Annotated in this window: 24 protein-coding genes; 14 read left to right on the forward strand and 10 right to left on the reverse strand. The window is 70.0% G+C overall.

Annotation, left to right across the window (positions count from 1 at the left end; translation table 11 throughout):
- Positions 1 to 33: 33 nt before the first annotated feature.
- Positions 34 to 237, forward strand: a complete 204-nt coding sequence (locus tag GLO27_RS17605) for a hypothetical protein (RefSeq protein WP_021199948.1) — start codon at positions 34 to 36, stop codon at positions 235 to 237.
- Between the two features lie 56 nt (positions 238 to 293).
- Here GLO27_RS17605 and GLO27_RS17610 read toward each other — a convergent pair whose 3' ends face one another.
- The 3 genes from GLO27_RS17610 to GLO27_RS17620 are packed head-to-tail and all read right to left on the reverse strand — an operon-like array spanning position 294 to position 1,714.
- Positions 294 to 896, reverse strand: a complete 603-nt coding sequence (locus GLO27_RS17610; protein ID WP_021199947.1) for a GNAT family protein — start codon at positions 894 to 896, stop codon at positions 294 to 296.
- Positions 897 to 904: 8 nt separating this feature from the next.
- Positions 905 to 1,315: a zinc metallopeptidase gene (locus GLO27_RS17615; RefSeq protein WP_268741825.1), complete on the reverse strand. Its 411-nt coding sequence runs from the start codon at positions 1,313 to 1,315 to the stop codon at positions 905 to 907.
- A gap of 24 nt (positions 1,316 to 1,339) precedes the next feature.
- Complete coding sequence (locus GLO27_RS17620) at positions 1,340 to 1,714, reverse strand: helix-turn-helix transcriptional regulator (protein ID WP_231479904.1); 375 nt, start codon at positions 1,712 to 1,714, stop codon at positions 1,340 to 1,342.
- 94 nt (positions 1,715 to 1,808) lie between these two features.
- On the opposite strand from GLO27_RS17620, the gene GLO27_RS17625 reads away from it, so the two are divergent.
- The 3 genes from GLO27_RS17625 to GLO27_RS17635 are packed head-to-tail and all read left to right on the forward strand — an operon-like array spanning position 1,809 to position 3,429.
- Complete coding sequence (locus tag GLO27_RS17625) at positions 1,809 to 2,039, forward strand: helix-turn-helix transcriptional regulator (protein WP_243844859.1); 231 nt, start codon at positions 1,809 to 1,811, stop codon at positions 2,037 to 2,039.
- Between the two features lie 26 nt (positions 2,040 to 2,065).
- On the forward strand, positions 2,066 to 3,001 hold the full coding sequence (locus GLO27_RS17630) for an aldo/keto reductase (RefSeq protein WP_029259579.1): 936 nt from the start codon (positions 2,066 to 2,068) through the stop codon (positions 2,999 to 3,001).
- Positions 3,002 to 3,039: 38 nt separating this feature from the next.
- The gene (locus GLO27_RS17635; protein ID WP_021199942.1) at positions 3,040 to 3,429 is read left to right on the forward strand and encodes a PLDc N-terminal domain-containing protein; all 390 of its coding nucleotides are present in this window, start codon (positions 3,040 to 3,042) and stop codon (positions 3,427 to 3,429) included.
- Here GLO27_RS17635 and GLO27_RS17640 read toward each other — a convergent pair.
- The 3 genes from GLO27_RS17640 to GLO27_RS17650 are packed head-to-tail and all read right to left on the reverse strand — an operon-like array spanning position 3,426 to position 5,691.
- Positions 3,426 to 4,394 carry a DUF1731 domain-containing protein gene (locus GLO27_RS17640; protein ID WP_136024184.1) on the reverse strand — a complete coding sequence of 323 codons (969 nt, stop codon included), beginning with the start codon at positions 4,392 to 4,394 and terminating at the stop codon, positions 3,426 to 3,428. The genes GLO27_RS17635 and GLO27_RS17640 overlap by 4 nt on opposite strands.
- A complete protein-coding gene (locus GLO27_RS17645; protein ID WP_021199940.1) occupies positions 4,391 to 5,023 on the reverse strand; it encodes a DUF4166 domain-containing protein in 633 nt (210 codons plus the stop codon). Before GLO27_RS17645 ends, GLO27_RS17640 begins: the two co-directional genes overlap by 4 nt.
- A 50-nt stretch (positions 5,024 to 5,073) precedes the next feature.
- Entirely contained in the window at positions 5,074 to 5,691 is a 618-nt protein-coding gene (locus tag GLO27_RS17650; protein ID WP_167256058.1) for a TetR/AcrR family transcriptional regulator, read from the reverse strand.
- Between the two features lie 108 nt (positions 5,692 to 5,799).
- On the opposite strand from GLO27_RS17650, the gene GLO27_RS17655 reads away from it, so the two are divergent.
- Both GLO27_RS17655 and GLO27_RS17660 read left to right on the forward strand, forming a co-directional pair.
- Entirely contained in the window at positions 5,800 to 6,606 is an 807-nt protein-coding gene (locus GLO27_RS17655; RefSeq protein ID WP_167256060.1) for a sugar phosphate isomerase/epimerase, read from the forward strand.
- Positions 6,606 to 7,760, forward strand: a complete 1,155-nt coding sequence (locus GLO27_RS17660) for a Gfo/Idh/MocA family oxidoreductase (RefSeq protein WP_167256062.1) — start codon at positions 6,606 to 6,608, stop codon at positions 7,758 to 7,760. The genes GLO27_RS17655 and GLO27_RS17660 overlap by 1 nt, the downstream gene beginning before the upstream one ends.
- Positions 7,761 to 7,865: 105 nt before the next feature.
- Here GLO27_RS17660 and GLO27_RS17665 read toward each other — a convergent pair whose 3' ends face one another.
- Complete coding sequence (locus tag GLO27_RS17665; protein ID WP_136024188.1) at positions 7,866 to 8,837, reverse strand: NYN domain-containing protein; 972 nt, start codon at positions 8,835 to 8,837, stop codon at positions 7,866 to 7,868.
- Between the two features lie 2 nt (positions 8,838 to 8,839).
- The gene (locus tag GLO27_RS17670) at positions 8,840 to 9,826 is read right to left on the reverse strand and encodes a Gfo/Idh/MocA family oxidoreductase (protein WP_021199935.1); all 987 of its coding nucleotides are present in this window, start codon (positions 9,824 to 9,826) and stop codon (positions 8,840 to 8,842) included.
- A 105-nt stretch (positions 9,827 to 9,931) separates the two neighbouring features.
- On the opposite strand from GLO27_RS17670, the gene GLO27_RS17675 reads away from it, so the two are divergent.
- The 8 genes from GLO27_RS17675 (at position 9,932) to GLO27_RS17710 (ending at position 18,905) form a co-directional block, all read left to right on the forward strand.
- On the forward strand, positions 9,932 to 11,344 hold the full coding sequence (locus GLO27_RS17675) for an NtaA/DmoA family FMN-dependent monooxygenase (protein ID WP_167256064.1): 1,413 nt from the start codon (positions 9,932 to 9,934) through the stop codon (positions 11,342 to 11,344).
- Between the two features lie 143 nt (positions 11,345 to 11,487).
- The gene (locus tag GLO27_RS17680) at positions 11,488 to 13,122 is read left to right on the forward strand and encodes a TIGR04028 family ABC transporter substrate-binding protein (RefSeq protein ID WP_167256066.1); all 1,635 of its coding nucleotides are present in this window, start codon (positions 11,488 to 11,490) and stop codon (positions 13,120 to 13,122) included.
- Positions 13,123 to 13,138: 16 nt separating this feature from the next.
- Positions 13,139 to 14,128 (forward strand): ABC transporter permease, encoded by a 990-nt coding sequence (locus tag GLO27_RS17685; protein WP_167256068.1) that lies wholly within the window; start codon positions 13,139 to 13,141, stop codon positions 14,126 to 14,128.
- The gene (locus GLO27_RS17690) at positions 14,125 to 15,021 is read left to right on the forward strand and encodes an ABC transporter permease (protein ID WP_167256070.1); all 897 of its coding nucleotides are present in this window, start codon (positions 14,125 to 14,127) and stop codon (positions 15,019 to 15,021) included. The genes GLO27_RS17685 and GLO27_RS17690 overlap by 4 nt, the downstream gene beginning before the upstream one ends.
- On the forward strand, positions 15,018 to 16,634 hold the full coding sequence (locus GLO27_RS17695) for an ABC transporter ATP-binding protein (protein WP_021199930.1): 1,617 nt from the start codon (positions 15,018 to 15,020) through the stop codon (positions 16,632 to 16,634). The genes GLO27_RS17690 and GLO27_RS17695 overlap by 4 nt, the downstream gene beginning before the upstream one ends.
- Positions 16,631 to 17,671, forward strand: coding sequence for a putative FMN-dependent luciferase-like monooxygenase (locus GLO27_RS17700; RefSeq protein ID WP_167256072.1), 1,041 nt, complete (start codon positions 16,631 to 16,633; stop codon positions 17,669 to 17,671). The genes GLO27_RS17695 and GLO27_RS17700 overlap by 4 nt, the downstream gene beginning before the upstream one ends.
- Positions 17,668 to 18,300 (forward strand): CMD domain protein, encoded by a 633-nt coding sequence (locus tag GLO27_RS17705; RefSeq protein ID WP_167256074.1) that lies wholly within the window; start codon positions 17,668 to 17,670, stop codon positions 18,298 to 18,300. Before GLO27_RS17700 ends, GLO27_RS17705 begins: the two co-directional genes overlap by 4 nt.
- Positions 18,297 to 18,905: an alkylhydroperoxidase domain protein gene (locus GLO27_RS17710; RefSeq protein ID WP_167256076.1), complete on the forward strand. Its 609-nt coding sequence runs from the start codon at positions 18,297 to 18,299 to the stop codon at positions 18,903 to 18,905. The genes GLO27_RS17705 and GLO27_RS17710 overlap by 4 nt, the downstream gene beginning before the upstream one ends.
- Before the next feature lie 15 nt (positions 18,906 to 18,920).
- Here the strand turns inward: GLO27_RS17710 and GLO27_RS17715 are convergent, their stop codons facing one another.
- Together GLO27_RS17715 and hrpA are read right to left on the reverse strand one after the other, a co-directional pair.
- Positions 18,921 to 19,865 (reverse strand): NADP-dependent oxidoreductase, encoded by a 945-nt coding sequence (locus GLO27_RS17715; RefSeq protein ID WP_021199926.1) that lies wholly within the window; start codon positions 19,863 to 19,865, stop codon positions 18,921 to 18,923.
- 38 nt (positions 19,866 to 19,903) lie between these two features.
- Entirely contained in the window at positions 19,904 to 23,854 is a 3,951-nt protein-coding gene (hrpA, locus tag GLO27_RS17720; protein WP_167256078.1) for an ATP-dependent RNA helicase HrpA, read from the reverse strand.
- Between the last annotated feature and the right edge of the window lie 55 nt (positions 23,855 to 23,909).

The raw sequence follows: 23,909 nt of genomic DNA on the forward strand, positions 1-23,909 counted from the left end.
TCCTGGTAGACGGCACCGACGACAGGAGATCCCGTGATCCTCAGCTTCCTCTTCTTCATGATCCTCTTCATCGGAGGGATCCTGCTGATGGGCATCTCGTTCGGGCTGCCGGCGTTCCAGGCTCTCGCCTTCTGCGGTGGCCTCCTGCTGGTGACCCTGGCCATGGCCTTCCTCTTCCGCCAGGGCGGCTCGGCCACCCGCCGGTCGAACAACTGGTCGGGCAACGCCACCGAGTGACTCCCCGCGGTCCGCAGGTCGTCAAGCGTGGCGGCTGACCGCCGACGGTCGACGGTTCACCGTCGTCTGGCGAGCCTCGCTTCGAGGTTCGCCCTGACAGCGGGCCACTCCGGCTCGATGATGGAATACTCCACGCTGTCGCGCAGCGCGCCGTTGCGGTAGCGGCTCATGGCCCGCATGACGCCGTCCTGCTTGGCGCCGAGCCGCTCGATCGCCGTGCGCGACTGGAAGTTCACCCATTGCGTGGTCAGGCCCACGCGGAAGGCTCCCAGCGTCTCGAACGCGTGCCGGAGCAGCAGCAGCTTGGACTCGGCATTCGTGCCCGTGCCGTGTGCCGACGGTCGGTTCCACGTGAAGCCGATGTGCAGCCGGGGAACGTCGGCGACGATGTCGTAGTACGACGTGAGTCCCAGGATGCGACCAGTGGCGTCGAACGTCGTGAAAGGGACCATCTCGCCCTTCTCGACGAGCCCGAGCCGGCGCTCGACCTCCGCGGCGACACCATCGGGTGCGGGTACCGAGGTGTACCAGGCCGTCTTCCACAGGTCGCCCTCCTCCACGGCCTCGATCAGTCCATCGACGTGGGCGCGTTCGAGGGGACGGAGTTCGACGAGTTCGCCGGTCAGGGTGACAGGGGAGGGCGTGACGAGGAAGGGCATGACGATATTCAACCAGCGACGAGGATCGTCTGACGCAGCAGCCGCTGGTAGGCCGTGACGAGCTCGATCGTGACCTCCAGCTCGAAGGCCAAGCTCGCGAGATGCGGACCTCGAACCGCTTCTGCTTCCGCGTAGGCGCGCGGCGTGATGAGCTGCGACGCCGCCCATTCATCCGCCTGGCGCTCCTGCTGGGCGCGGATGGCGGGGGTCGGGGCGGGAACGTGGCCGAGAGCGGCGTGTCCGAGCTCGTGCGCGAGCACGCTGCGAGTGGTGCGGACGCTCATGCCGGGGCTGAGGCGGATCGTGCGAGTCGCGGGGTCGTAGCCCCCGCGCGTTCGACCGGTCCGCTCGACGACGCGAACCCGCTGTTCATCGGCGAGCCGGAGAAGGTGGTGCATGGTCACTCCTCCCGTGCCGATCTCGCGCCGGGAGCGGTGTCCGGCCTATTCGTAGAGGTCGTCGGTGTCGGCGTCGTGGCGGACACCGGATTCGAAGGCGACCTCTCGGGTATCTTCGCGCGGGCCGGCGACATCGGGCGCGCGTCGGATCGGCGTGATGCGCGCGACGGCCTCTCCGTCGGCGCGGAGACGTTCTTCCGCGCGTGCCAGCAGCACGTGGGGTTCGACACCGAGATCGGCGCACACCGCGTAGACGACGGGGACCGGGATCGCACGCTTGCCCGTCACGTAGTTGTCCAGTGCGCTGCGCGCGATCCCGATGGTGCGCGCCATGGCGGCGATGCTGCTGCGCGACGCGGCGATCTCGGCACGCATCTGGCGCCCGACAGCGTCGTTGAAATCCTCGGCAGGTGTCTTCACCCGGCTCACCATAGCAGCGAGACGACGCCAAAATGCTGCCATTCTGGTCCATTCGACCACCATGCGGGTTCGTTCGTGGCGGTAGTGTAGGCGTATGGGGACAGACTTGCGTCATTTGCTGGCATCCGAAGTCGACGGGGCCCGGTTCCACGCCGGAGTGTCCTTCTCCGAGCTCTCCGCGCGCTCCGGCATCGACCCCGATGCCCTGGGGAATCTGCTCGACGGCATGGAGGACTTCACGGTGGTCGACCTCGCGCGCATCGCCGGAGTCCTCGGCGTTCCGGTCACGGCGCTGATTCCCGGCGCCGCGACCGAAGATTCCTGACGACGTCGGTGCGGGGCGGTAGCGTGATGCGCATGAAGACAGTGCCGTTCGGATCAGCCACCGCCCCCGCCGTGATCGCCGGCATGATGCGCATCGACGACAAGGACGATGCTCACATCCGCACGCTGTACGGCACCGCGCGGACGGCGGGCATCGACTTCTTCGACCACGCCGACATCTACGGCGGCAGCATGCACCATTGCGAGGCGCGGTTCGCCGACGCGTTGCAGCTCACCCCATCCGAGCGTGACGAGATCGTGCTGCAGACGAAGTGCGGCATCGTGCCCTCGCAGGGGATGTTCGACTTCTCGTACGCGCACATCCTGGCGCAGGTGGAGGGCTCGCTCGCGGCGCTGCGCACGGACCGCCTCGACGTGCTCCTGCTCCACCGCCCCGACGCGCTCGTCGAGCCCGACGAGGTGGCGCGCGCGTTCGACGACCTGGAGCGCGCGGGCAAGGTCAGGGCGTTCGGCGTCTCGAACCACACGCCTCGCCAGATCGACCTCCTCCGCACGGCGGTCCGGCAGCCGCTGGTCGCGAATCAGCTGCAGCTGTCGATCACGCACGCGCCGATCATCGCGCAGCCGGTCGCAGCCAACATGGCCGGGCAGGAGCAGAGCGTGGTGCGCGACGGCGGTGGCATCGTGGAGTACTGCCGCATCAACGACATCACGATCCAGGCCTGGTCGCCGTTCCAGGACGGGTTCTCCCACGGGGTGTTCCTCGGCAACCCCGAATACGCGGAACTGAACGCCGTGATCGATCGCCTCGCAGCGGCGTACGACGTCGCGCCGATCGCCATCGCGACCGCGTGGATCACTCGCCACCCCGCCGGTATGCAGGTCGTGCTCGGTACCACCACACCCCAGCGGGTGCAGGACGCGGCGGCCGGAGCCGACATCACGCTCACGCGGCCCGAGTGGTACGAACTGTTCCGCGCCGGCGGGCATCTGCTGCCGTAGCCCGAGCGGCACGGCGCGGCGTCGTCTACCCTGAACTCATGTCGTTCCTGTTCTCGCTCCTCGTCATCGCGCTGATGATCGGTGCACTGATCGACATCATCACGCGGGACAGCTCGCTGGTGAAGTTCCTGCCGAAGCTGGCGTGGATCATCATCGTGATCCTGCTGCCGTTGATCGGTGGCCTGCTGTGGTTCGGGCTCGGGCGTGACTACGGCGAGTCCGGCATCCAGATGCCGCGGATGCGGAGAGCCGAGCGACCCGCGACGCCGACCGATGTGCGTCCGGCGCCACCCAGGGACACCCGCACGACGGAGCAGCAGATCGCCGACCTCGACCGTGAGATCGAGGAGTGGCGATTGCGCCAGGAGATCGAGAAGAAGCGCGGCACCGACGGCGAGGGGCCCGCCGGGGCGGCGAACGCCGGCTAAGCAGCGGGTTCGCGGTCGAACGACTCGCGGATCGCCTCTTCGAGGGTCGGGTATCGGAACTCGAATCCGGCCGTGGTGAGCTTCTCCGGCAACACCCACCGACTCTTCAAGATCAGCTCGGTCTCGGTGCGCATGCCGATCGCTCCGAGTTCCAGCATCCACCGCGGCATCGGCACACCGATGCGCGCGCCCAGCACCCGACGCACCGTCGCCATGAATTCGACGTTGTCGACCGGGTGCGGAGATGCGGCGTTGACGGGCCCTTCGAGGGAAGGCGTCTGCTCGAGGAATTCGATGATGCGGGCCACGTCTTCGATGTGCACCCAGCTGAAGCGCTGGCGGCCGCGACGGGCGCCGGGGAAGTGGCCGGTGCCTGCGGCCCGACGCGCAGCGCTGACCGGCCATCGTCCGTCGTGCTGGGATCCGCCGAGCCCGAGCCGGGCGAGGTCTTTCACCGGACCGAGGACACCGCCGTGGCCGAGGACGATGGCGCTGCGCAGCGCGACGCGTCGCGTGGAGGGGAGGTCGTCGGCGAACAGGGCCTTCTCCCAGGCCTTGGCGACCTCGACCGAGAACCCGGTGCCGATCTCGCCGGTCGACTCGGTCATGGCACGGTCTTCCGCATGACGGTAGATGGTCGCGGTCGAGGAGTTCACCCAGAGCGCCGGCGGCGTCGAGGCGCGGGCGATCGCGGTGCTCAAGGATGCCGTCGTGTCGAGGCGTGAGCGGAAGATCTCCGCGCGATTCTCCGGTGTGTAACGACAGTTCACGCTCTTGCCGGCCAGGCCGACCACGAGGGCCGCGCCATCGACGGCGCGGTCGATCTCGACCTGGTCGCCCCAGCGGATGTCGGCGCCCGAACGGGAGATCGTGACGACTTCACGGCCCTCGGCGCGGAACCGCGGCAGCAGGAATCTGCCCATGAAACCCGTGGACCCGCCGACCACGACCCGTCCTGCGCTCATGCCATCTGCTCCGTCTCGGAATGGTGGATGCGGTAAGTGAAGTCGCCTCGATACTCGTACACGCGGCCCAGCAGCGGCGCGTCGACGGTCAGCGACATGCGCTGACGGTCGAGGGCGTCGTCGAAGCGTTCGGTGAGGCGGATCACGGGGGTGACCGCACGCGGGAGGCGCACCCGAAGGCGTCCGAGACGCAGGCCGACCGCGCGACTGGTGAGGTGCAGGGCCCCGTGGTGGACGTCCACATCGAAGCAGGCGGCGAGGAGGGCGGGCTCTCCGAGCTCGTCGACCACGCGACCGTGTCGCGTGAGTGCGGCCGCGTCGCGCATGGTCCACGCGCCGTGACGAAACTGGAAGGTGCGCTCTCCGATGGCCCTCGACGCGATGGTCCGATTCTCCACGCGGAACGGCACATCGCGCTCCCATCCTGCGGCGACCACCCCGCGGCGCTCGAGCAGCCGGAGCAACGGCCACAGCCATCGCCGCGGGGTGCCGACGCGCCCGAACACCCCATCGCCGATGCCGACGGCGCCGTCGGGGATCGCCTCGAAGTACGTGCGAAGCCGGGGATGCAGCTCATCGATGCGCTCGCCGAGCGCCCGGGCGTAGGGAGACTGCGGCACGGGCGTCACGTTTCGAGCCTAGCCCGGTCGTCGGGGTCCCGATCCGCGCCACGTCCTGCTCAGGATGCGGGTCGCAGCAGTCGGTCGAGGAGCGCGAGCGCTTCGTGCTGCGGTGCGGTCTCGTCGAGCAGCCACTGCGTCTGCAAGCCGTCGGATGCCGCGACGACGAGGGCGGCGACCGCATCCGGGTCGATATCGTCGCGGATCCGGCCGTCCTCCTGCTGGCGACGGACGACGTCGGCGAGTCGGGCGCGGAGGCGGCTGAAGCGACCGGTGGCGAACGTGCGGGCCGCCGGGTGTCCCTCTTCGAGAGCGGTGGCGACGAGGGTCGAGTAGAGCTGGACGAGGCCGGGGATCGCGCGGTTGGTCCGCGCGGATTCGATCATCATCTCCACCGGTGTCGCATCCTCCGGGGGAGAGCCGGACTGACGGGACGGGACCGTGCTCTCCTCGTAGACGGCGACGAGGAGCTCTTCGAGCGAGCCGAAGTAGTGCGTGAGCGCCGCATGGGTGACCCCGACCTCGCGAGCGATCGCCCGCAGGCTCGTGCGGTCCGCGCCGCGCTCGGCGAAGACCTCGATCGCGCGATCGAGGATCTCCTGTCGTCGAGCGATCCCTTTGGCGTACGCGCCGCGTGGGCGGGGAGGATCGGCGTGATCGGACGTGTCGGGGGGCATGTGGCGAGTCTAGCCAATCAAAACTTCCGCATGGAGGTATTTGGTGATAGCGTGCCTGCACGGGACAGCGGTCCCGCCACGTCACCGATGACCGAAGGAGCACGACCGATGACGATTCGGACTTCCCTGCAGCTGTTCACGATCAAGGACGAGCTGGAGGCCGACCTCGAATCCTCCCTGGCGGCGGTCGCCGCCCGCGGATTCACCGCCGTGGAGCCCTATGACTTCGTCCGCCGCGCCGAGCCCCTCGCTGCCGCACTGTCCACCGCCGGGATGGTCGCCCCGTCCGGCCACGCCTTCCTGGCGTCGGAGTCGTTCGTGAACCCCGACGGCAGCGGCACCACGGTGCCGGTGCCGTCGCCCGCAGAGGTCTTCGCCGCAGCGAAGGTGCTCGGCATGGACACGGTCATCGATCCGTACACCGAGCCCGCGCGCTGGGAGTCGGTCGAGCAGATCGAGCAGACCGCGCGACTGCTGAACGAGGCGGCGGAGATCGGTGCGACCGTGGGCGTGCGCGTCGGATACCACAACCACGCACACGAGCTGGAGGCCGTGTTCGACGGCGTCACCGGACTGGAGGTCCTCGCGGGCCTCCTCGACGAGCGCGTCGTGCTCGAGGTCGACCTGTACTGGGTCGCCCGCGGCGGCGTCGACCCCGTCGCGCTGCTCGAGCGTCTGGACAGCCGCGTCGTGGCCGTGCACGCCAAGGACGGCACGCTCGACCCCGCGCTCGCCGGCGCCTACCCGCCCGCCGACCAGGTGGCCGCGGGCGAAGGATCCGTTCCGCTCGTCGAGGCCATCGCCGCGGCTCCGGCCCTCGAGCTCGCGATCGTGGAGTTCGACCACTACGAGGGCGACCTGTTCGACGCCATCGAGCGCAGCCGGGTGTACCTCGACGAGAAGGTCGCCGGCTGATGGTGGGCGCCACCCGTTCGTTCGAGGACGGCCCCGTCGGCGTCGGCATCATCGGCGCCGGGAACATCAGCGATCAGTACCTGTCGAACCTCACGACGTTCCCGGATGTGCGCGTCCTCGCGATCGGCGACCTGCTCGAGGACCGCGCGCAGGCGCAAGCCGAGAAATACGGCGTCCCGCGCTCCGGAGGCGTCGACGCGGTGCTCGCCGATCCGGAGATCGACATCGTCGTGAACCTCACGATCCCTGCCGTGCACGTCGAGGTGTCCGAGGCGATCATCGCGGCGGGCAAGCATGTCTGGACCGAGAAGCCGATCGGCGTGAGCCGTGAGGAGTCCCGCCGACTGCTGGAGAAGGCGGATGCGGCCGGTCTCCGCATCGGAGTCGCCCCCGATACCGTGCTCGGACCGGGTGTGCAGACGGCGAAGCGGGCGATCGCGCGCGGCGACATCGGCCGTCCGCTGTTCGCGCAGACCACGTTCCAGTGGTCGGGGCCGGAGATCTTCCACCCGAACCCCGCATTCCTGTACGCCAAGGGCGCGGGCCCGCTGCTCGACATGGGCCCCTACTATGTATCGGCCCTCGTGCACGTCTTCGGCCCGGTCGCCTCGGTCGCGGCCCTCGGGCTGCAGGGGACGCCGACGCGGCGTGTGCAGGTCGGCGAGTTGGCCGGTCAGGAGTTCCCGGTCGAGATCCCGTCGACCCTGAGCGTGCTGATGGACTTCGAGCAGGGAGGCCAGGCGCAGAGCGTCTACAGCACCGACTCGCCCGTCATCCGGCAGGGGATCGTCGAGATCACCGGCACCGAGGGCACCATCGTGATCCCCGACCCGAACACCTTCGGCGGCGCGATCTCGATCACCCGACCGCTCACGCGTCTGTTCATCCCACCGGAGCCCGTCCAGCAGGACATCATCGACGTCGAGCAGGAGGGTGTGCTCTCCGGCCGCGGCGTGGGGCTGCTCGACATGGCACGCTCGATCGCCGCCGGTCGCCCGCACGTGGCGACGGGGGAGTTCGGCTACCACGTGCTCGACACGCTCCTGTCGATCGAGGAGGCCGCCGAATCGCGCAGCTTCGTCGAGGTCGAGAGCACGCTCGATCAGGTCGGTTCGATCGCCTCTGACTTCGACCCGTTCGAAGCGACGCTCTGATCGCAGCCGGTGGCGGTGGCGGCGGAGGTTCGGATCACCGAGCCTTCGTCGCCACCGACCGGATCAGGGGGCAGGTTCGCGCGTGCTGATCAGGCAGCGCGTCGATCAGGCGGCGGGCTCGCGCAGACGGACGAGTCGCTCGTGCCCGGTCTCCTCGAGTTCGGCGATGTCGTCGCGCGACTTCAGGAAATCGGAGAACGAGCGGTAGCCGAGGGCCTTCTCGCTGAAGGACGGATCCATGCGGCGCATGTGCGTCTTGACCGCTGAGCTGTGCAGCCACTCGTCGGCGTCGGCCTTGTCGTGGCCGAGACGCAGCGCGCGCTCGAGCAACTGGGTCGCCTCGCCCTGCTCGTCGAGCTTGGGCTCCTCGACCTTGGGTGCGGCCGCCTTCGACTTCGCCCGGCGCGGGGTCTTCGCCTTGACCGCGTCTGCGACATCGGGCACAGCCTCGGGCGCGGGCTCCGCGACGGCCTCGGCCTTCGCGGCGACGGCGGGCGCCGCCTTCACGGGGCGGACCACACCGGGAAGCGAGTCGTAGGATTCGAACTCGTCGCACGCGGCGGCCAGCGACTTGGCTGTGGAGCCTGACACTCCGACGCCGATCACGTAGCGTCCGAGACGCTTGCACCGCTGAGCCAGCGGCACGTAGTCGCTGTCGCCCGCCACGATCACGACGTGCGTGAGGTCGGGCAACCGGAACATGTCCTCGACCGCATCGACGGCGAGGCGGATGTCGGCGCCGTTCTTGGCGTAGGCGGCTGCCGGGAACAGCTGCACGAGGTCGACGGCGCGCGCCACGAGCTGCGAACGGTACTCGGCGTTCACGGGAGACGACCAGTCGGCGTAGGCCCTCGTGAGCACCAGGGTGCCGAACGAGGCCGCGTAGTCGATGATGGCGCCGACCTCGATCATCGCGCGACTCAGTCGGTCGGTGACCTCGGGATCGTTCGGGTTCTCGCTGATCCGCTGACGGTCCTTGCCGTAGGCGTTGCGTCCGTGCACGCGGTCGTACCAGGAGATGACGATGTTGTCGAAGTCGAGGTAGACGGCCACGCGGGCATCGGTGGTCTCGGCCATGATCAGACCTCCTCACGGGGATAGCGGACGCCGATCTGCGCTCTGATCTCGTCGAGAGCGCCCATGATGGCGACGCTCTCGGCGATGGGCAGGATGTCGCCCTCGAGGATGCCGTCGCGAACGAGCCGCTCGGCGGCGAGTGCCTGGTACTGCATCCCGCGGCCCTCGACCTCGGACGTGTAGGTCTCGTGAACGGTGCCGTCGGGGAGGACGACCCGGAACGTGGTCGGGCTGTACCAGACCGCATCGATGTCGATGCGGGCGGCCGTGCCGATGATGCTCGCGACGTTGGGTCCGGCGGCGCGCGATGACGACAGACTGGTCGAGATCGCTCCGCCCTCGTGCGTCATGACGGTCGCGACCTCGGAGTCGGCTCCGGTCTCCACGAGCCGGCCGACGGCGTGGAGCGTGGTCGGTGCGCCGAGGATGTCCCAGATGAAGGAGATCGGGTAGATCCCGAGGTCGAGGAGCGCGCCGCCGCCGAGCTCGAGGGCATTGAGGCGGTGGGTGGGGTCGGAGGGCAGCAGTTGCGTGTGGTCGGCGTTCACTGCGCGGATCTCGCCGAGGACGCCGTCGGCGATGAGCTCGCGGATGCGGACCATGTGCGGCAGGTAGCGGGTCCACATCGCCTCCATGACGAGCAGGCCGCGTTCGGCCGCAAGCGCCTGCAGATCCTCCGCCTCCGCGCGGTTCAGCGTGAACGCCTTCTCGGCGAGCACGTGCTTGCCGTTCTCGAGCGCGAGCCGGGCGTTCTCGTGATGCATGGGGTGCGGCGTCGACACGTAGATGATGTCGACGTCTGGATCGGACACCAGCGCCTCGTACGAGGGGTGCGCGCGGGGGATGTCGAAGCGGGCGGCGAACGCGTCCGCCGACTCCTGCGAGCGGGACCCGACGGCCACGAGGTCGAGCCCCGCGGTTCTCAGATCGGACGCGAATGCGCCGGCGATACCGCCGGTCGCGAGGATTCCCCACCGAAGACCTGTCATGGTCTCAGCGTAGGGGGTGTGCCGGCTGTGACGGACTGTTACATCCCGTGACGCCCGGCATCGGCGCCCTGGCAGCGGAGGCTCGACGGCTCCTACCGTGACGCCATGACCGAGCCCCTCATCATCGGCGCCATGGTGCGCACCCTGGGCGCGTACCCCTCGGGCTGGCGGCAGCCCGGCGCGCATCGTGATCCCGCGTCCGACGCCGACATCCTGCGGCACATCGCGCGGGAGGGGGAGGACGCCGGCCTCGACTACCTCTTCTTCGGGGACTGGCTCGCCACCGGCCCGGATCTGGAGTTCCGCGACCCATACCTGCTGGCCCGCATCGATCCCGTGAGCGCCGTGCTCTTCCTCGCGGGGGTGACCTCGCGGATCGGCCTGATCGCCACGGTCAACACCACGTACGCCGACCCGTACACGACGGCACGCTCGCTGGCGTCCCTCGACGTGCTCACCCGAGGCCGTGCCGGGATCAACCTCGTCACCGGCGCCGAGCCGCGTGCAGCGGGCAACCACGGCCGCGAGGAGCACGCCGACAACGAGTCCCGCTACGACCGGGCGGAGGAGTTCGTCGAGGCACTGCGCCGACTGTGGGACTCGTGGGGCGAGGACGCCTGGATCGCCGACGCCGACCGCGGGGTGCTGATCGACCCGGAGGCACTCCGCGCCGCCGACCTGCGGGGAACGCAGGTGCGCGTCACGGGACCGCTCAACGTCGCCCGCCCGCCGCAGGGACAGATCCCGATCGTGCACGCGGGGACGTCGCCGCGCTCCAGGGCGCTCGCGGCCACCGAAGCCGATCTCGCGCTGACGGCCGCGCCCACGCTGGCCGATGCGATCGCGACCCGTCGACTGCTGCGTGACATCGCGGCGGAATCCGGACGATCGCCGGATGCGCTGAAGGTGATCGCCCCGGTGCTTCCCGTCGTCGCGGACACGGATGCCGACGCGCGACGCATCGTGGAGCGGCTGCTCGCCCTGGTGCCGCTGGCCGAGGGGCACCAGGCGGCCAGAACGGCGTTCCCGTCGAATCGCACCGTCGCCGCGCTCGCCGATGCACTCGACGTCCCGCTCGACGACCCGCTGCGCACCTCGACCTTCGACGCCCCCGTGACCTCTGCGGAGGCCCTGCGGCTGGGAGAGCGCGGCGCCGCGCTGATCGAGCGCCTCGGCATCATCGCCGGGCTGCGCGTCTCCGCATCGAAGGTCTCGGGATCGGGCATCGGGAACGGCGATCCGCTCACATGGCGGCACCTGGTCGCCGCGCATGCGGTGCCGGCGGCGTTCGTCGTGGGAGACGCGGCGACGATCGCCGATCATTTCGAGACCTGGCGTGAGGAGGGCGCCGCGGACGGGTTCAACGTGCTGTCGGCGTTCCAGCCCGCGCAGTTCGAGGCTTTCACGCGACAGGCGGCTCCCGAGCTGCGTCGTCGCGGCCTGCTGCGAGACGCGCAGGAGAGCACCCGAGCGACCCTCCGCGACCGTCTGCGCATTTCCTCGTATGTCGACGCGTGACCACGCGTGTCGCCACGCGACATCCGGAGTCGGCCACCTCGCGCCGGAGGAACCGCGATTCCTACGGTGAAGTCACCTCACCACAGCACCAGAAGCACACCACAGCACCCGAAGCACCGCACCCGAATCCTGGAGGCCCACCCATGAACCGTCGTCTCATCCGCGCCGCCGCCATCGCGCTGCCGCTCGTCCTCGCGGGCAGCCTCGCCGCCTGCGCGTCGACGCCCGCACCGGCGAACTCGCCTGCCGAAGGCGGCGACCCCGTCACAGGAGGAACGCTCACCTACCTCGAGCACCAGGCGTACACGAACCTCTACCCGCCGCAGGCCGGCTTCTACCCGAACGGCGGCATCGTGAACAACATCGCGGCCCGTCTCACCTGGCAGAATCCGGAAACGCTCGAGATCGAGCCCTGGATCGCCTCCGACTGGACCGTGAACGACGACGCCACCGAGTACACGTTCAACCTGAACCCCGACGTCACGTTCTCGGACGGCACGGTGCTCGACGCCGCGGCCGTGAAGAAGAACTTCGATACCTACGGGCTGGGCGATGCCGAGCGGGGACTCACTGTCTCCGAGGCGATCAACAACTACGCCAGCAGTGAGGTGGTCGACGAGGACACCGTCACATTCCATTTCTCGGCGCCGTCGCCCGGGTTCCTGCAGGCGACCTCGACGATCAACTCGGGCCTCCTGTCGCCTGCGACCCTCGACGGCACGATCGAGGACTTCGGTGCGGGCAACGCGGCCGAGATCATCGGCTCGGGGCCGTTCACCGTCACGGGAGAGAAGCTCGGCACCGAGTACACGCTCACCGCCCGCGACGACTACGACTGGGGCCCCGACAGCGTCGACAACGACGGTCGCCCCTACCTGGATGCCGTGCACGTGCTGATCACGCCGGAGGACTCGGTGCGCATCGGCTCGCTGCTCGCAGGCCAGGCCGACTACGTCCGCTACGTGCAGGCGTTCGACGAGGACCGCGTCGAGGGGGCCGGCTTCACGCTCTACGCCCCGCAGACCCGCGGCGTGAACAACTCGATCGCCCTCCGCCCCGAGAACCCGCTGCTCTCCGACATCCGCGTCCGGCAGGCGATCATCTCCGCCGTGGATGCGCAGGAGGTCGTGGACACGCTCTTCACCGAGAACTACCCGGTGGCGACCTCGGTGCTGTCCTCTCAGGCCCTCGGCTACAAGGACGAGTCGGAGCACTACGAGTACGACCCGAAGAAGGCCGAGAAGCTGCTCGACGAGGCCGGATGGAAGCCCGGTGCCGACGGCATCCGCGAGAAGGACGGCGAGCGTCTCGCGATCACGGTCTACGAGGCGAAGCCCCAGCCCCTGTCGAAGCAGACCCTCGAACTCGTCGCGCAGCAGCTGGCGAAGGTGGGTGTCGAGCTCTCCGTCAAGCCCGGCGACGCCGGCAGCTACGCCGAAGACACCCGTGACCCGCTGAAGACCGGCTTCTACCACTCGATGGTCGGCCGGGCGGATCTCGACGTGATCAAGAGCCAGTACTTCACGAAGAACCGCGACGTGCTCATCTCGAAGGATGCGAAGCTCGACGAGCTGCTCCTCGCGGTGGCCTCCGAGCCCGACGCCGACAAGCGCGTCGCCGCGTCGCAGGCCGTGCAGGACTACATCGCCGAGCAGGCCTACGTCATCCCGCTGTTCGAGGAGCCGCAGGTGTACGGCACGGCGACATATGTGCACGGCGTCGCGTTCGAGTCGGTGGGGCGCCCGACGTTCTCCGGCGTCTGGCTCTCCGAGCACTGATCGGCATGGTGCGTCGATGAATTTCGTCCTCCGACGAGCCGGGCAGGCCGCGATCGTTCTGATCGCGGCCTTCACGGCCACCTTCTTCCTGCTGCAGCTGTTGCCGGGCGATGCGATCCTGATCAAGTTCTCCGACCCCAGCCTCGGGCTGTCGCCGGATCAGCTCGACAGCATCCGCGCCACGTACGGTGCCGACCTGCCCTGGTGGCAGCAGTACGTGCACGCAGGGCTCGGCTTCCTCGCCGGGGACTTCGGATTCTCGACGCAGTTCGGCACGCCGGTGCTGGCGATGCTCGCCGAGGCGCTGCCGGCGACACTGCTGCTCGCGTCGCTCGGACTCCTCGTCGCGCTGCTGCTGGCGGTCCTGATCGCGGGGCTCTCGTCCCTCGCGCCGTTCGCCTGGCTGCGTGATGGTCTGCGCCAGATCCCCGGCCTCTTCGTCGCCGTGCCGGTGTTCTGGCTGGGCATCCTGCTCATCCAGGTGTTCTCTTTCGGACTCGGCTGGGTGCCGATCGTCGGGGCCGACCCGGCGAGCGGGCTCATCCTCCCCGTGCTGACCCTCGCGGTGCCGATCTCGGCGCCCTTGGCGCAGGTGCTGGTCCGGGCGATCGATCAGGTGCAGGCGCAGCCGTTCGTCACGGTGGTGCGCGCGAAGGGCGCGCCGCCGCTCTGGGTGCTCACGCGCTCGGTCGCCCGCAACGCCGCGGTGCCGACGTTGACCATCGCCGGCGTGCTGTTCGGAGAGCTCGTCGGGGGAGCGGTCGTGACCGAGACCGTGTTCGGTCGCACGGGAGTGGGCAGGCTCACGGAGCAGGCCGTCACGAACCAGGACATCCCGGTGCTGCAGGGCGTCGTGCTGCTCTCCGCTCTCGGTTTCGTGGTCATCAGCTTCGCGGTCGACCTCGTCACCCCGCTCATCGACCCGCGCCAGCGGACGCTCACGCGCTCCCGCCCATCCGCCGCGTTCGCCGCCTCGAAGCCCGCACCTCAGGAGGTGTCTGCATGACCGCTCCCGTGATCGCCGAGACGAGCGTCGAGCCCGGAGCCGTGCCGGCACCGATCCCTCAGGAGCAAGCGCCGGCACCTCGGCGGCGTGGTCGTCTGCGCGGCCGCGCCTGGGGCCTGTATCTGGCGCTCGCCGTCGTGGCGCTCGCCGTGCTCTGGGCAGTCATCCCCGGGGTGTTCGCCCCCGGCGACCCGCTCACCGGCGTACCGGCCGACAAGCTGCTGCCACCGAGCGCCGCCCACTGGTTCGGAACCGACACCCTCGGACGCGACCTGTTCGGACGCGTCGTCCATGGCGCGGTGCATTCGCTCTCCGGCGCGCTGATCGCGGTCACGGTCGGCCTCGCGCTCGGCACGGTGCTGGGCGCGATCGCCGGGGCCGTGGGCGGTGTGGTCGATGACGTGCTCATGCGCGTCGTCGACGTGCTCCTCGCGATCCCCGGGCTCCTGCTGTCGCTGTCGGTCATCATCCTGCTCGGATTCGGCACCGTCAATGCCGCCATCGCGGTCGGTCTCGGCAGCGTCGCCGCCTTCGCCCGGCTGATGCGCGCCGAGGTCGCCCGCGTGCGGCGCACCGAGTACGTCGAGGCGGCCTTCGGCAGCGGCGCCACCTTCTTCGCGGTGCTGCGTCGGCATGTGCTGCCCAATTCGCTCACACCCATCGTGGCGCTCGCTGCGCTGCAGTTCGGCACCGCGATCCTGGCGATCTCGACTCTCGGCTTCCTCGGCTACGGCGCCCCGCCGCCCACCCCGGAATGGGGGCTGCTGATCGCCGAAGGACGCAACTACGTGGGGACCGCCTGGTGGCTCACGGCACTTCCCGGTCTCGTCGTCGTCGCGGTCGTGCTCAGCGCCAACCGCATCAGCCACCGCATCGGAAGGGGGACGCGATGAGCGTTCTGGCTGCGACGGATCTGCGGATCTCCTACGGGGGTCGCGAAGTCGTGCACGGCATCTCGTTCGAGATCGAGGAGGGCGAGACCCTCGCGCTCGTCGGCGAGTCGGGATCGGGCAAGTCCACGACCGCTCATGCGCTCCTCGGTCTGCTTCCGGCCGGCGGGAAGGTCGATGGCGGGACCGTGGCACTCGGAGACCTCGACATCTCCGGATGGACCGATCGCGCGCTGCGGGGCATCCGCGGCGCGGAGATCGGCCTCGTGCCGCAGGACCCCACGACCTCGCTCGATCCGGTGCGTCCGATCGGCGCGCAGGTCGAGGAGATCCTGCGCCTGCACGGACACCGGGACCGGCGTTCGCGTCGCGCGCGTGCGATCGAGCTGCTCGACCGCGTCGGCATCGACGATCCGGACCTGCGGGCGCGCCAGTACCCGCACGAGCTCTCCGGCGGTATGCGGCAGCGCGTGCTGATCGCGACCGCGATCGCCCTGCAGCCGCGCCTGCTGATCGCGGACGAACCGACCAGCGCCCTCGATGCCACGGTGCAGCGCAAGGTGCTCGACCTGCTCGACGAGCTGCAACGTGAGGAGGGCACCAGCATCCTGCTCGTGACCCACGACCTCGGTGTGGCCGCCGATCGCGCGGAAAGGCTGGTCGTGCTCAAAGACGGCCGGATCGTGGAGCAGGGCCCGAGCGCAGCGGTGCTCGCTGCGCCGTCCGACCCGTACACGCGGCAGCTGCTCGCCGATGCTCCTGCATTCACGACCGGATTCCGCCGCCCGGAGGCGCCGCCGTTCCTGCGGGACGCGGCGGCCGTCGCCGCGGAGAACCCCTATGCGATCGTGGCCGAGGGGCTCGTGAAGGAGTTCCGCGTCGCGGGGCGCGAGCGCTTCCGCGCGGTCGACGACGTCTCGTTCCGCGTGCGTCGGGGCACCACTCATGCTCTCGTCGGGGAGTCCGGGTCAGGCAAGACGACCACGGCGCGGCTGGTCACGCGCTTCCATCAGCCCGACGCCGGCACGATCGAGGTCGACGGCGAAGACGTGACCCACGCGAAGCGCGAACAGCTGCGCGCGCTGCGCCGACGCGTGCAACTCGTCTACCAGAACCCGTTCGCCTCGTTGGATCCTCGTCAGCACATCATCGACATCGTGGCGGAGCCGCTGCAGAACTTCCGCGTCGGATCGAGCGCCGAGCGCCGAGAACGGGCGCTGGCCCTCCTCGACCGGGTCTCGCTCCCGGCCGACGTCGCGAGGCGCACTCCGCGCGAGCTCTCGGGCGGCCAGCGACAGCGCGTCGCGATCGCCAGGGCGCTCGCGATCGATCCGGAGGTCGTGGTGCTCGACGAGGCGGTGTCAGCGCTGGACGTGACCGTGCAGGCGCGCATCCTCGAGCTGCTCACCTCGCTGCAGTCCGAGCTCGGACTCACGTACCTGTTCATCTCGCACGACCTCGCGGTGGTGCGCAGGATCAGCCACACGGTCTCGGTGATGCGTCGTGGCCGGATCGTCGAGGAAGGGCAGACGGAGGAACTCTTCCGCGACCCGCAGCACGACTACACCCGGGAGCTGCTCGCCGCTGTCCCCGGACGAACGGAGACCGTCGTATGACCACCGCACCCACCGTCGCCTTCTTCACCCGCCTGCTCGACGACGCTGCACCTGTCGAGAGGTATGCGCTCGCGACCGCGCAGATCCAGCAGGCCGAGCGGCACGGGATCGGGCGGGCCTGGGTCGCCCAACACCACTTCCACGCGGCCGAGGGCGGGCTGCCGTCCCCTCTGGTGTTCCTCGCCCACGTGGCCGCCGTGACCCGCGGCATCCGGCTCGGAACCGGGGTCATCACCCTGCCGCTGGAGGATCCGGTGCGGGTGGCCGAAGATGCCGTGGTCGCTGATCTGCTCTCCGGGGGGCGCGTGGATCTGGGACTCGGCAGCGGGGGGACACCGTCGTCGTTCGTGCCCTTCGGGGAGGACGTACGCGACAAGGCACCGACCTACGACCGCAAGCTGCGCACGCTGCTCGACGGGCTGGCGGGTCGCGACATCGGGGCGGGCAACACGCTCTACCCGGATGCCGGAGATCTCGCCGACCGCATCTGGCAGGCCACCTTCTCGGCGCCCGGTGGGCACCGCGCCGGGGTGCACGGGCACGGACTGCTGCTCTCGCGCACGCAGCCTCGCCGCGCCGACCGGCTGCACGCACCGCTCTCCGAACTGCAGGATCCGATCATCGACGCGTACCTCGAGGCGCTTCCGGCCGGGGTGGAGCCGAGGATCACCGCGTCGCGGACCGTGTTCGTCGCGGACGACCGCGCCGAGGCACTGCGGTTCGCCGAGGTCGGGCTGCGCCGGGGGGCGGAGGGCTTCCGCCGACAGGGGCAGACCATCCCCGGAGACAGCATTGACGAGTTGATCGCCGCTCTCGACACGCACCTCGGCACGCCGGAGGAGGTGGCGGAGTCGCTCGCCGCCGACGCCACCCTCGCCCGCGCGACCGAAGTGGCCTTCCAGGTGCACTCGGTCGACGCCCCGCACGAGCACGTGCTGCGATCCATCGCCCTCTTCGCCGATGAGGTCGCGCCGGCCCTCGGCTACGCACTCAGCCCTTCCGCCCCAGACACCCTCACCCTCAAGGAGAACGCATGACCGACGACATCGTGGACCGCATCGTGGAGGTGACGCCGGAGCTGGATGCGCTGCGCCGTCGCCGGCCGGTCACCCGAGAGCAGTTGCAGGCGAGCTTCGACGCACTCTTCCGACCGGTCACGGTCGAACACGTCTCGCAGGCGGAGCGCGAGCTCGTCGCCGCCTTCGCGACGGGGCTCGCCGGAGCGGATGACGCGACCGCGGTGTTCTATGCCGACCGCGCACAGGACGCGGATCCGGAGACCGCGAGCGTCGTGCTCACCGAGGCCGCCGGCGCGGCCGTCAGCGGACCCTTCGGCGCGTACACCGAGCTGGGGCTGCAGGAGGAGAACACGGAGGGGGAGCGGTACGTCCCCTCCGACGCGGTCACCGCGGTCATCGGTGAGCGCCTCGCCGCCGCCCTCGCACACACGCACCTGCTCGTGTTCCGGCCCCGCGAGGCCTCGGGAGCCGACCTCGGGCGGCTGCTCGACGCCGGGTGGTCGACCGACGGGATCGTGACGCTGTCGCAGCTGGTGTCGTTCCTCGCCTTCCAGCAGCGCGTCGTCACCGGACTCCGCGTGCTCGGGGCCGCGGGGCTGGCGACCGCTCCCGCTACCGCCGTCTCCGAGGAAGAGGAAGCCGCATGACCATCGAACAGACCGTGCTCCGTCACGACGACGCTCCGCACCCGCACGCCTTCACCCGCGGGGAGGTCGGCTGGGTCCCGCACCTGGAACCCCTCGCGGAAGACGAGCTGACTGAGCGGCACCACGACGGTCTCGTCGACGCCGCGCGGGCGAAGAACGACTACTTCCGACTGCTCGCCCGCGACCCCGAGGTGCTCAGGGCGCGGACCCTCGTCGACAAGGACATCTTCTACAACGCGGCCGAGGGGCTCCCGCGTGCCGACCGCGAGCTGGCGGCCACTGCGGCATCCCGTCGCAACGGCTGCGTGTTCTGCGCCTCGGTGCACTCGCGCTTCGCCGCGCACCACAGCAAGCGCACGGACGACGTCGACTTGCTGCTCGAGGAGGGCGTGGACGCGGACCTGGGCGAGCGATGGAACGCGATCGTCGCGGCATCCGTCGCCCTCACCGACACGCCCAGCGCATTCAGGGAGCACGAGATCGCCCGGCTGCGCGCGGCAGGGCTCGACGATCTGGAGGTCGCGGACGTCATCCACGGCGCCGCGTTCTTCAACTGGGCGAACCGGCTGATGCTGTCGATCGGACGGCCGGTGGCTCCGGCCTGACCCGGAGCCCTGCGACTACGGGAGCAGGATGATCTTGCCCGAGGCGGCGCCGGATTCCATGAGCTCATGGGCCTGCGCCGCTTCGGCGAGCGGCAGCTGCGGTCCGAGCTCGATCGTGAAGTCGCCGGTGTCCAGGAGGGCGATCGTCTCGGCGAGGGCCTCGGCACGCCAGGCGAGTTCCTGGTCGGTCAGCGGCACCGGCGATCCACCGGAGAAGGCACGGATGCCGAAGGATGCGGCATCCGGCCCCCGCACGATCGTCGCGATGCGGTCGCGGTCGGACACCAGGGCGAGCGAGGTCTCGATCGCCTCGTCGGTTCCCGCGCAGTCGAGTACCACTGTGACGGCGGAGGGAGCCGCCTCGCGGACCCGCTCGAGCAGGCCGTCGCCGTACGCCACCGGGATCGCGCCCAGCTCGCGCAGCTGATCGTGGCGGGCGGGGCTCCCGGTCGCGATCACGGTCGCGCCCCAGGCGACGGCGAACTGCACGGCTGCCTGCCCGACGGCTCCGGAGCCGCCGTGCACGAGCAGCACGTCGCCCTCGGTCACCCCGAGCGAGCGCAGCGCCTGGTAGGCGGTTCCGGCGGGGATGCCGATGCCGGCGCCCTCTGCGGTGGTCACGGAGTCGGGGAGCTTCGCGAGGTTCTCGGCCGGGACGGCGAGCGCCGACGCGTAGGTGCCGTGCCCATCGCGGATCGCCACCCGGTCGCCGACCGCGAAGTCGTCGACGCCTTCGCCGAGCGCTTCGACGACACCGGCACCGTCGAAGCCGACCGGACGCGGTTCGGTGATCGGCGGCGACGGGCGCTTGCCGCCGCGCAGCTTCGCATCGATCGGGTTCGCCCCCGCCGCCTCGATGCGGACGACGACCTCGCCGCGGCCCGCCACGGGGTCGGGGATCTCGATCAGATGCAGGACAGCGGGGGAGCCGATTTCGGTGTACACGATCGCGCGAGCCATGCATTCAGGCTACCTGCGCCGACAGTAGCGGTCACGGATCAGCGCCCGGACAGCACCTTCATGATGCGCTGCGGCGACACCGGCTGCGCGGTGCCCAGACGCTGCGCGAACACGCTCACGCGGTACTCCTCGAGCAGCCAGCGCGCCTCGACGAGCGCCGGCGAGGCGTCGGCCGCGAGCGGGATCGTGCCACCGGCGTCTTCGAAGGCCTTCGCCATCCGCTCGTACTCGGTCATGCGTGCACGGTCCTTGCCGGGCTCGCTGGACAGGGTCTTCAACCGGTCGAGCATCCCCTCCAGGTACCGGGGGAAGTGCGCGAGGCGGTCGACACCGGCGGTGGAGACGAACCCGGGGTGCAGCAGTCCGCTCAACTGGGTGCGGATGTCGTTCAGCGGGCCGAGGAGGGCGAGCGAGTTCTGCGACTTGATGCCGCGCTCCACGTCGCGTGACTTCGTGAGGATGCGTGCGACCAGGGAGACGCAGGCGAACAGTTCGTCGACGAGGACGGCGGAGACCGCGTCGCGCACGCGGGCGAAACCCGCCTCGTCGCGCACGATGCCATCCGGCACGATGTCTTCGATGACTGTGCGGGCGACCGCCGCACGCGAGTCCTCGATGAGGGCGGCGGCCGACGGATAGGGCGAGGCGGCGAGAGCGAGCTTCTCCTGGCTCGTCAGGTGCTCCTGCACGTACGAGGAGGGCGAGGGCACACCCAGAAGAACGAGGCGCAGCACGCCGTCGCGGGTGGCGGCCGCCGCGGCATCCGGGGTCGATTCGACGCGCACCGACACGCTCTTGCCCTGGTCGACGATGGCCGGGTACCCCCGCACGACGCCGCCGGCGACGCGGGTGTCGAGCACCTCGGGCAGTTCTCCGAACGTCCACGCCGTGAGGCCGGTCTGCTCGAGGGGCGCGGACGCGATGCGTTCGATCCCCCCGCGTTCGGTGCCGCGTCTCGCTCCCGTCCCCCCGGAGCGGGGAGGAGCTGCGATCGAGCGGGCGACGCTGCTGCGGGCGCGGTCCGAGAGCTGGGTCTGCAGCGCCCGCAGGTCGCGTCCGGATCCGACGATCCTGCCGCGTTCGTCGACGGCGCGGAAGTTCATGCGCAGGTGCGGGGGCACGCGCTCGTCGTCGAAGTCGGCGGCGGAGACCAGCTGGTTCGCGAGCGGCTGGATGCGGCGGGCGAGCGCCTCCTTGAGCGTGCGCGGAGGCAGGCCGCCGTGCGACTCCGGCCCCTCCTCGACGAGCTCGGCACCGAACTTCTCGGCCCAGTCTGCGGCGGGGACCACGTGGCGACGGATCGCCTTGGGGAGGGCGCGCAGCAGGCCCGTCACCAGTTCGGCACGCAGACCGGGAACCTGCCAGTCGAAGCCGCGGTCCTCGATCTGCGCGAGGAGCGGTAGCGGCACGACCACGCTCACGCCGTCGTCGTCGGCGCCCGGCTCGAACCGATACGCGAGGCCGAGCACCTGGTCGCCCTGGGTCCACCGGGTCGGGAACTCGCGCTGATCCGCACGCTCCTCGTCGTCGATCAGGTCGCTCTCGCGCATCACGAGCAGCTTCGGCGTCGTCGCCATGGCCTCTCGCCACCAGCTCTCGAACGACCGCACGTCGAACACCTCGGCGGGGATGCGCTCGTCGTAGAAGCGGAACACGGCCTCGTCGCCGGCGAGGATGTCGCGGCGACGCTCGCGCTCCTCGAGCTTCTCGAGGCGCTTGCGCAGTTCGGCGTTGCTGCGCCAGAACGCGCTCACCCGCTTGTCGAGCCGTGGCGGATCCCACTCGCCCTCGACGAGAGCGTGCCGCACGAACAGCTCGCGTGAGGCAGCGCGGTCGATGCGGGCGAACTGCACGCGCCGACGCGGGATGATCTCGAGGCCGAACAGGGTCACCTTCTCGAAGGCGACCGCAGCACCGGCATCCTTCGACCAGTGCGGCTCGGTGACCTGACGCTTGGCGAGGTCGCCGGCGAGGGGCTCGGCCCAGGCGGGGTCGATCGCGGCGACCGTGCGGGCGAACGTGCGGGAGGTCTCGACGATCTCGGCGGCGATCACCGCCCGCGGACTCTTCTTGCGCAGACCGGAGCCGGGGAAGATCGAGAAGCGGATGCCGCGCGCCCCGCGGTACTCGGCGATGCGACGGCCTTTCGGTTCCTTCGCAGGGGAGTGCACCTTGCCTGCGGGGGCGGTGCGCTCGTCGAGGATGCCGATCTGCGAGAGCAGGCCCGACAGCAGTGCACGGTGGATGGCATCGGGATCGCTGGTGCCGCCGTCGCCGCCCGCTCTCCGGTCGTCGCGGGGGCGGTCGGGCGTCTTCACGAGCGTGCGCAGCTGGCGATGCACGTCGAACCACTCGCGCACCCGCACGTAGTTGAGGTGCTCGGAACGGCACAGGCGGCGGAACGCGCTCGAGCCGAGCTCGCGCTGCTGCTCGCGCAGGTGGTTCCAGAGGTTCAGCAGGGTGAGGAAGTCACTGGTCGGGTCGACGAAACGCGCGTGCATCCGGTCGGCTTCGTCCCGGCGCTCCTCCGGCCGCTCCCGCACGTCCTGGATGGTCATGCCCGAGACGATCGCGAGCACGTCACGCGTCACGGTGCCGCCGGAGTCCGCCTTCCCTGCTTCGATCAGCATGCGTGCGAACCGCGGATCGATCGGCATGCGGGAGATGTCGCGACCCGTGCGGGTGAGGTGCGGGGTACCGTCGCGGCGCGATGCCTCGACGGCGCCGAGCTCGGTGAGCAGGTCGAACGCGGCCTTCACGCCCCGCGAGTCGGGCGGGGTGAGGAAGGGGAACGCGGTGATGTCGCCGAATCCGAGCGACAGCATCTGCAGGATGACCGAGGCCAGCGAGGTGCGCAGGATCTCGGGCTCGGTGTACTCCGGTCGCTTGTCGTAGTCCTCTTCCGAGTAGAGACGGATCGCGATGCCGTCGCTGGTGCGGCCCGCACGGCCGGAACGCTGATTGGCCGAGGCCTGGGAGACGGCCTCGATCGGCAGGCGCTGCACCTTGGACCGGTTGCTGTACCGGGAGATACGCGCGGTGCCGGTGTCAATCACGTATTTGATGCCGGGCACCGTGAGGCTGGTCTCGGCGACGTTCGTGGCGAGGATCACCCGGCGGCGCACGCCGGCCACCCGGCTGCGCTCGAACACCCGATGCTGGTCGGCGGCGGAGAGCCGTCCGAACAGCGGCAGCACCTCGGTGGGGGCGCGGTCGCTCGCGTAGGCGCCGCGCACGGCATCGGCGGCATCGCGGATCTCGGCCTCGCCGGGGAGGAAGACGAGCACATCGCCCGGTGCTTCCCGGTCGAGCTCGCGCAGGGCCGCGACGATCGCCGAGACCTCGTCCTCCGGCTCGGGCGGCGCATCCTCTTCGTCTGCATCCTCGACCGGCCCGCGGTAGCGGATCTCCACCGGATAGGTGCGGCCGGAGACCTCGATGATCGGTGCCGGGGTGCCGTCCGGTGCGGCGAAGTGCGTGGCGAAGCTCTCCGGATCGATCGTCGCCGAGGTGATGATCACCTTGAGGTCGGGTCGCTCCGGGAGGATGCGGGACAGGTAGCCGAGCAGGAAGTCGACATTGAGGGAGCGCTCGTGCGCCTCGTCGATGATGATCGTGTCGTAGCGGGTGAGTAACCGGTCGCGGTGGATCTCGTTGAGCAGGATGCCGTCGGTCATCAGGGCGATGCGCGTGGCGTCCGACACCTTGTCGGTGAACCGCACCTTGTATCCGACGAGCGTGCCCAGCTCGACGTGGAGCTCTTCGGCGACGCGCTCGGCGATCGTGCGGGCGGCGAGGCGTCGCGGTTGCGTGTGGGCGATGCGCTCCCGACCGAGTTCCAGGGCGATCTTCGGCAGCTGGGTGGTCTTTCCCGATCCGGTCGCACCGGCGACGATCACGACCTGGTGGTCGCGGATGGCGTCGGCGATCTCAGCCCTGGCGGTGCTGACCGGCAGCTCCGGGGGATAGGAGATCACGGGGGAAGACATAGCCCTCCATCGTATGCCGGGATCGGTCATCCACGCACCGATGCCGGCCTCTACG

Source organism: Microbacterium sp. Be9 (assembly GCF_011754135.1).
Classification (GTDB): domain Bacteria; phylum Actinomycetota; class Actinomycetes; order Actinomycetales; family Microbacteriaceae; genus Microbacterium; species Microbacterium maritypicum_A.

What these genes read in the sequence shown, in the direction of transcription:
- GLO27_RS17610 (WP_021199947.1), bottom strand. Translation starts at nt 896, where the DNA reads ATGCCCTTCCTCGTCACGCCCTCCCCTGTCACCCTGACCGGCGAACTC.
- GLO27_RS17625 (WP_243844859.1), top strand. Translation starts at nt 1,809, where the DNA reads ATGGGGACAGACTTGCGTCATTTGCTGGCATCCGAAGTCGACGGGGCC.
- GLO27_RS17630 (WP_029259579.1), top strand. Translation starts at nt 2,066, where the DNA reads ATGCGCATGAAGACAGTGCCGTTCGGATCAGCCACCGCCCCCGCCGTG.
- GLO27_RS17635 (WP_021199942.1), top strand. Translation starts at nt 3,040, where the DNA reads ATGTCGTTCCTGTTCTCGCTCCTCGTCATCGCGCTGATGATCGGTGCA.
- GLO27_RS17640 (WP_136024184.1), bottom strand. Translation starts at nt 4,394, where the DNA reads ATGAGCGCAGGACGGGTCGTGGTCGGCGGGTCCACGGGTTTCATGGGC.
- GLO27_RS17650 (WP_167256058.1), bottom strand. Translation starts at nt 5,691, where the DNA reads ATGCCCCCCGACACGTCCGATCACGCCGATCCTCCCCGCCCACGCGGC.
- GLO27_RS17655 (WP_167256060.1), top strand. Translation starts at nt 5,800, where the DNA reads ATGACGATTCGGACTTCCCTGCAGCTGTTCACGATCAAGGACGAGCTG.
- GLO27_RS17660 (WP_167256062.1), top strand. Translation starts at nt 6,606, where the DNA reads ATGGTGGGCGCCACCCGTTCGTTCGAGGACGGCCCCGTCGGCGTCGGC.
- GLO27_RS17665 (WP_136024188.1), bottom strand. Translation starts at nt 8,837, where the DNA reads ATGGCCGAGACCACCGATGCCCGCGTGGCCGTCTACCTCGACTTCGAC.
- GLO27_RS17670 (WP_021199935.1), bottom strand. Translation starts at nt 9,826, where the DNA reads ATGACAGGTCTTCGGTGGGGAATCCTCGCGACCGGCGGTATCGCCGGC.
- GLO27_RS17675 (WP_167256064.1), top strand. Translation starts at nt 9,932, where the DNA reads ATGACCGAGCCCCTCATCATCGGCGCCATGGTGCGCACCCTGGGCGCG.
- GLO27_RS17680 (WP_167256066.1), top strand. Translation starts at nt 11,488, where the DNA reads ATGAACCGTCGTCTCATCCGCGCCGCCGCCATCGCGCTGCCGCTCGTC.
- GLO27_RS17685 (WP_167256068.1), top strand. Translation starts at nt 13,139, where the DNA reads ATGAATTTCGTCCTCCGACGAGCCGGGCAGGCCGCGATCGTTCTGATC.
- GLO27_RS17690 (WP_167256070.1), top strand. Translation starts at nt 14,125, where the DNA reads ATGACCGCTCCCGTGATCGCCGAGACGAGCGTCGAGCCCGGAGCCGTG.
- GLO27_RS17695 (WP_021199930.1), top strand. Translation starts at nt 15,018, where the DNA reads ATGAGCGTTCTGGCTGCGACGGATCTGCGGATCTCCTACGGGGGTCGC.
- GLO27_RS17700 (WP_167256072.1), top strand. Translation starts at nt 16,631, where the DNA reads ATGACCACCGCACCCACCGTCGCCTTCTTCACCCGCCTGCTCGACGAC.
- GLO27_RS17705 (WP_167256074.1), top strand. Translation starts at nt 17,668, where the DNA reads ATGACCGACGACATCGTGGACCGCATCGTGGAGGTGACGCCGGAGCTG.
- GLO27_RS17710 (WP_167256076.1), top strand. Translation starts at nt 18,297, where the DNA reads ATGACCATCGAACAGACCGTGCTCCGTCACGACGACGCTCCGCACCCG.
- GLO27_RS17715 (WP_021199926.1), bottom strand. Translation starts at nt 19,865, where the DNA reads ATGGCTCGCGCGATCGTGTACACCGAAATCGGCTCCCCCGCTGTCCTG.
- hrpA (WP_167256078.1), bottom strand. Translation starts at nt 23,854, where the DNA reads ATGTCTTCCCCCGTGATCTCCTATCCCCCGGAGCTGCCGGTCAGCACC.